Annotated in this window: 3 protein-coding genes and 2 rRNA genes (1 of these 5 cut by a window edge); 1 reads left to right on the top strand and 4 read right to left on the bottom strand. The window is 69.3% G+C overall.

The features are described from left to right. Positions 1-39: 39 nt before the first annotated feature. Both A6F73_RS28845 and A6F73_RS28840 read right to left on the bottom strand, forming a co-directional pair. Positions 40-1,398 (bottom strand): serine hydrolase domain-containing protein, encoded by a 1,359-nt coding sequence (locus A6F73_RS28845; RefSeq protein WP_063350448.1) that lies wholly within the window; start codon positions 1,396-1,398, stop codon positions 40-42. A 1,024-nt stretch (positions 1,399-2,422) separates the two neighbouring features. After that, entirely contained in the window at positions 2,423-3,022 is a 600-nt protein-coding gene (locus A6F73_RS28840) for a hypothetical protein (protein WP_063350447.1), read from the bottom strand. Between the two features lie 283 nt (positions 3,023-3,305). Here A6F73_RS28840 and A6F73_RS28835 point away from each other — a divergent pair, with 283 nt between their 5' ends. Beyond that, on the top strand, positions 3,306-5,441 hold the full coding sequence (locus tag A6F73_RS28835) for an alkyl sulfatase dimerization domain-containing protein (protein WP_063350446.1): 2,136 nt from the start codon (positions 3,306-3,308) through the stop codon (positions 5,439-5,441). Positions 5,442-5,563: 122 nt separating this feature from the next. Here the strand turns inward: A6F73_RS28835 and rrf are convergent. Then, positions 5,564-5,680: ribosomal RNA gene (rrf, locus tag A6F73_RS28830) — 5S ribosomal RNA — on the bottom strand. Between the two features lie 87 nt (positions 5,681-5,767). Next, positions 5,768-6,771, bottom strand: a 23S ribosomal RNA gene (locus A6F73_RS28825); it runs 2,117 nt beyond the window's last position.

Genomic DNA, 6,771 nt, shown 5'->3' with positions numbered 1-6,771 from the left:
GCGGGAGGGCCGCAGGCGGCCAGGACGAGGCCGGGCGCCTCAGGCGGGGTCGGCGCGACGCGCCGTGCGCCCGGACACCTGCACCCGGTCGATCACGCCCGTGGCGGGATCGCGGTGGAAGCGCCCGCCCGGCTCGGGGCGGCCGGTGTCGGGGGCGAGCAGGTCGTAGGAGAGGTCGGCGAAACAGCGCAGGGGCAGCGGCAGGTCGCCGTCCACGGAGAGCGTGGACGATCCGTCGCCCGCGGGCTCGACGCGGTACCGGATCGAACCGTTGCGGTAGGTGCCCGCGCACTCGGGCAGGGGGGCGGGCTCGCCCGCGCCCACGGGCGCGATCGCGGCGGGCACCCGGACACCCGCCAGCTCGGCCAGATCGGCCGCGAGCTCGCGCCAGAGCGCGGTGGCGGTGCCGGAGTTGCCCGCGAAGGCGACCACCACGCCGCTGTCCGGGTCGGCCCTCAGGTGGCAGGACGTCCCCATGGCGTTGCCGTCGTGGCCGCACCACAGCCGGCCGTCCTGCCGGTAGAGGGCGAGCCCCGGGCCCCAGCCGTCCGCGAGCGCACCCGGCCGGGCGCCGGGCTGCGGGCGGCGCATCTCCTCGGCGACGGCGGGGGGCAGGGCCTTGGCCCGGCCGACCAGGGCGCCGCCGAGCGCGGCGAGGTCCGCGGCGCTCGCCAGCAGGGCTCCGGCCGGGGCCTCCAGCGGGGCCAGGTTCTGCCGGACCGGCCGGGCCCGGCCGGTCGCGGCGTTGAGCGCGTGCCCGGCGGCGACCGGGCGGGCGGGTGCGCTCTCGTCGACGAACACGGGCACGGTGCCGAGCGGTTCGAGCAGCAGGGCGGCCACGGCCTCGTGCCAGGGCATCCCGGTCACCGTCTCCACCAGGCGCCCGGCGGCGACGTAGCCGGCGTTGGAGTAGGAGAAGTCCGTCCCGGGCGGGAAGAGCGCGTCCCCGGCCGTGCACACGGACGACAGGTAGTGCGCCGCGGTGGTCCGGGCGGCGGCGTCGGAGTCCGGCCCGGTGGGCAGTCCGCCGGTGTGGCTGAGGAGTTGGCGAATCGTTACTGCGGGCATCCGGCGGAGCTCGGGCAGGTGGTCGGCGACCCGGTCGTCGAGGTCGAGGTCGCCGTCGTCGGCCAGGAGCATCACCAGGGCGGCCGTGTAGGGCTTGGTGAGCGACCCCACCGGCACCACGGTGTCCCCGGTGAAGGGCGCACCGGTGGCGGCGTCGGCCACACCGGTGTGCAGGGCCACGACCTCCGAGCCGGTGTCCAGCACCACCTGGGCGCCGGGCACCCGGTGGGTGCGCGCGAGCGTGTCGAGCCGGTGCTGCAGTTCGCGCTGTAAGCGGCGTAAGAGGAACGGCGCGCGCTCGCGGACGGGCGCGGAGCTGGGGTACGGCATGGGCGGACGCTCCCGTTGACTGGTTCTCAGATGCGGGCGCGGCAAGCGTCCGCGGATGAATTCCGGATTACTGTGGAGCACACCGTGAAATTTCCTGCCACCTGCGCTCCTCGACTCAAGACTCGCGGGAACAACGGGAATCGACGGAAGTCCTGCCGATGACGGCCGGCTGGGTGTGAACGGGAATCCCCGACCGCTCCCGGCAAGGCGCCGCACCCGCCCGAGGGGAACCGTTCCCGGCCGCTTCGGCGCTCCCCGACCGGACGGTGCGAATGCGACCCGAATTCCACGCCGCCCCGGAACGGCGAACAGGGGAACGGTGAGCGGGAACGGTGAGCGGCGAACGGCCGACCGCCGAATGACCTCACCCCACAGGCGGGGCCGGACAGGAATCCCGAACGCTCCAGTCGGCCGCTCCGACGGCCCTGACCTGCGCGATCGTTGCGCCCGGCATGCCTATCCCCCCTGCGATCCCTCCCCGCAGCCACCGTGCGGAACCTGCCACAACCGTCGCGAGGACCGGGCAATACCTTGACGGCCCGAACGCTCGGAACGACGAACGCGGAACAGTCTTCACGGCGGGTCACCCGCTCGCAACCCCTGGCGATTGAACGGAAAGCAACTCTCCCCGGAATCGGAACCGCAAAATCGCTGGTGTGACTCCCGGCCACGCCCGGAACGCCTGATGACGGGTGTGAATTCTTTGGCCGAAACTGTGACACCCCGATCCCCCTGGCCACCCGGCCGGGTTTCCGCGGGGAATAGCCGAGTGATTCCCCTGACGCCTGGGGCGCTTGTGCAGGAATGCGACAGGATCGATCGGGTGCGTCGCGGATGAATCAATGAGGGCTCTGATGCGCGTGTGCCCTGATGCGCTTGTGCCGTGGTACGCGCGTGCTCTGATGTACTTCTGCCGCCCCCGGGTCGTGGAAGGACTGCCGCGCTCGGCCGCCCCGGGGGCGGGGCGGCCGAGCGGATCCGCCACGCGCCGGAACGCGGGCGGGCTCCGGGCTCAGAACACCCGTCAGCCCCGCCAGGAGCTGCCGGTAGAGGGCCTGGTCGCCATGCCCCCGGTGGACGTCACCGCACGCGACGGAGCGGACGGGGCCGGGCCGGCCGATCCGGTCCCCGAACCGCTGGTCCGCACGGTCGGCGCCGACGAGGTGGTCGACGTCCCGCGCACCGGCGCGGCCGAAGTCCGCGGGGCCGACGCCCCGGACGCCGCCGACTGGCCCGCCGAGGTGCGCGGCGCGGTGGCGCGGCCCTGCGCGGCCACGCCCACGGGCGCGCCGTCGCCCGGTTCGACGCGCTCGATCCGCAGCACCAGGTTCCGGTCGCTGCGGTCACCGCCCCCGTCCCGGTTGCGGCTGTGCACCAGCTGCGTCAGCACACCCCGGACCTCCTGCCAGCGCCCCTGCACCGCGCGGATGTTGGGGCACCACTCGCCCTCGCGCCGGTGCTCCAGGTCGAGCTCCCAGCGCTCGGCGTCCACCAGGTGGCTCGCCCCGACCGTCCCGGGAATCTCGACCGGACGGCCACCGCGCACCGTCACCACCGCCCGCTGCGGCCACTGCCCCTCCACCGCCGTCACCGTGATCCGGCTCCGCCCCTGGTACCAGGCCATCGCTGTCCTCCTCCATCCGTCCTCGTGCCGGCCGCCGACCGCCGACCGGCCTCGGCCGGTATCACGGCCGGCACCCCCTCCCGGGTTCGAACGGCGGGCACGACAGTGCACGTCAGGGGGCGTGGGAGCCCGAGGGCAGCACGCCCATCGAACATTTTGCCGACAGGTTCAGGTCAGGGCGATGGCTAGATCACCCCCTTGTCTGTAGTCGTATACACACATAGCGTGACTGCCCTGCCGCGGTGCGGCGGTTCGCTCACCTACCCATGGAGGTGGCTTCGCCATGTCCGGAACGTCCTCGTACACCGAGCCCATCGAGCCCACGCCCGCCACCGCCGAAGCGAACCGGAAGGCCGCCGAGGCGGCCAGGATCGCCGACGAGAAGGACGGCCGGGACTTCGCCGACGCCAGCCGGTTCATGATCGCCCCGCCGGACGTGCCCGTCATCATGTCCCGCAAGAACCCGTCGGAGGTGGTCTGGGACTTCACCGCGTACGAGTTCCTCCAGCCGGACCTGCGCACCGAGATGCCCACGGTCAACGGCAGCCTGCACCGGCAGGGCGAACTCACCGCCATCGCCGGGCTGTTCCACGTCACGAGCTGTCCCGCGTACCGGATCTACCAGGTACGCGGCTACGACCTGTCGAACATGACGATCATCGAGAGCGACGCGGGCCTGGTCATCATCGACCCGCTGGCCTGCTACGAGACCGCGCAGGCCGCGCTCCGGCTGTTCCGGGACAGGACCGAGCTCACCCGGGAGCAGCGACCCGTCCTGGGCGTCGTCTACACCCACTGCCACGTCGACCACTTCGGCGGTTCCCGGGGCCTGTTCGCCGAGCAGGGCGACCCGCTGGAGCCGGGCGTCCCCGTGGTCGCGCCGGAGGGCTTCCTGGAGCACGCGATCAGCGAGAACGTCTACGCGGGCCCCGCGATGGCGCGGCGCGCGCAGTACATGTACGCGGCGCAGCTGGACAAGAGCCCGACGGGGCAGGTCGGTTCGGGCCTGGGCACGACCATCTCCACCGGCGAGGTGACGCTCGTCCCGCCGACCGACTACATCGGCGGGCCCCGTCACCAGCCGGTCCCCAAGGACCAGTGGAGCGACAGCACGTACGTCATCCCCTGGCGGCCGGGGCTGTACCAGTTCAACCTGGCCGGCGTGCAGATGGTGTTCCAGCTCACGCCGGGCACCGAGGCCCCGGCGGAGATGAACATCTACTTCCCGGACGCCCGGACCCTGTGCATCGCGGAGAACGCCACCCACACCATGCACAACATCCTCAGCCTGCGGGGCGCGCAGGTGCGGGACGCGCACGCGTGGTCGAAGTACCTGACCGAGGCGATCCAGACCTTCGGCAAGGAGACCGACGTCCTGTTCGCCTCGCACCACTGGCCGATGTGGAGCGAGGCGGGCGAGGGCAGCGCGCCCGGCAACGCCCGCATCCTCGAATTCCTCAACACCCAGCGCGACATGTACGGCTACCTCAACGACCAGTCGCTGCGGCTGATCAACGCCGGCCGCACCGGCATCGAGATCGCCGAGGAGCTGGAGACCCTCCCGCCGGGCCTGGACGACCACTGGTACAACCAGGGCTACTACGGCTCGATGAGCCACAACCTCAAGGCGGTCTACCAGCGGTACATGGGCTGGTACGACGGCAACCCGGCCCACCTGTGGCAGCTCCCGCCCGTCAAGGCCGGCGCAGCGTACGTCGAGGCGATGGGCGGCGCCGAGGCCGTCGTCGGTGCGGCCCAGCGGGCCTACGACACCGACACCCCGGACGGCTTCCGCTGGGCCGCCGAACTCCTCGACCACGTCATCTTCGGCGCCGCCGCCGAGTCGGGCAGCCCGCTCGCCGAGCCGCAGGTCGCCCGGGCCAAGCAGCTCCAGGCCAAGGTCTTCACCCAGCTCGGCTACGGCAGCGCCAACGGGACCTGGCGCAACGCCTACCTGACCGGCGCCCAGGAGGTCGTGCTCGGCCCGCAGCCGCTGATCACCAGCCAGACCTCCGCCGACCTGATCCGCAGCACCACCCTGGACCAGTTCTTCTCCGCCCTCGCCCGCAGCGTGGACGGACCGACGGCCGCCGAGCGGAACCGCCTCCCGATCACCCTGAACTGGGTGTTCACCGACACCGGCGACACCTGCACCACCACCCTGCGCAACGGCGTCCTGGTCTACGTGGCCGGCGGCGACCGCCTCGTCGACGTGCCGGACGCCACCATCACCCTCAGCCGCCAAACCCTCGACGACCTCGCCCAGACCCCCGGCTTCCGGCACAACTTCGACCAGGCCGTCCAGGACCAGCGCATCACCCTCGCGGGCGCGAACGCCCAACAGGCGGCCGACGCCGTCTTCGACACCCTGACCCTCCCCGACCCGAAGTTCCCCATCGTCACCCCGCCCACCCGGTAAACGGCGAGGGGGCGCCTTCGATCTTCCGACTCGATCCGATCTGAGGCCTTGAAGTCCCAAAGCCCCGGAAATGCAGAGAACCCCCATCCGGTTTCCCGGATGGGGGTTCTCTGTGAATGATTGTTCGGCGGCGTCCTACTCTCCCACAGGGTCCCCCCTGCAGTACCATCGGCGCTGTAAGGCTTAGCTTCCGGGTTCGGAATGTAACCGGGCGTTTCCCTCACGCTATGACCACCGAAACACTATGAAACTGTCAACCGCACCAACCCCGTAGCCAAACGGGTTGGGGTCGTTGTTTCAGAACAACACAGTGGACGCGAGCAACTGAGGACAAGCCCTCGGCCTATTAGTACCGGTCAACTCCACCCCTCACAGGGCTTCCATATCCGGCCTATCAACCCAGTCGTCTACTGGGAGCCTTACCCTCTCAAGGAGGTGGGAGTGCTCATCTCGAAGCAGGCTTCCCGCTTAGATGCTTTCAGCGGTTATCCCTCCCGAACGTAGCCAACCAGCCATGCCCTTGGCAGGACAACTGGCACACCAGAGGTTCGTCCGTCCCGGTCCTCTCGTACTAGGGACAGCCCTTCTCAACACTCCTACGCGCACAGCGGATAGGGACCGAACTGTCTCACGACGTTCTAAACCCAGCTCGCGTACCGCTTTAATGGGCGAACAGCCCAACCCTTGGGACCTACTCCAGCCCCAGGATGCGACGAGCCGACATCGAGGTGCCAAACCATCCCGTCGATATGGACTCTTGGGGAAGATCAGCCTGTTATCCCCGGGGTACCTTTTATCCGTTGAGCGACGGCGCTTCCACAAGCCACCGCCGGATCACTAGTCCCTACTTTCGTACCTGCTCGACCCGTCAGTCTCACAGTCAAGCTCCCTTGTGCACTTACACTCAACACCTGATTGCCAACCAGGCTGAGGGAACCTTTGGGCGCCTCCGTTACTCTTTAGGAGGCAACCGCCCCAGTTAAACTACCCACCAGACACTGTCCCTGATCCGGATCACGGACCCAGGTTAGACATCCAGCACGACCAGAGTGGTATTTCAACGACGACTCCACAACAACTGGCGTTGCTGCTTCAAAGTCTCCCACCTATCCTACACAAGCCGAACCGAACACCAATATCAAGCTATAGTAAAGGTCCCGGGGTCTTTCCGTCCTGCTGCGCGAAACGAGCATCTTTACTCGTAATGCAATTTCACCGGGCCTATGGTTGAGACAGTCGAGAAGTCGTTACGCCATTCGTGCAGGTCGGAACTTACCCGACAAGGAATTTCGCTACCTTAGGATGGTTATAGTTACCACCGCCGTTTACT

Source organism: Streptomyces sp. MJM8645, assembly GCF_001625365.1.
In the GTDB taxonomy this organism is placed as follows: Bacteria; Actinomycetota; Actinomycetes; order Streptomycetales; family Streptomycetaceae; genus Kitasatospora.
This window is presented reverse-complemented; position numbering and strand designations above follow the sequence as displayed.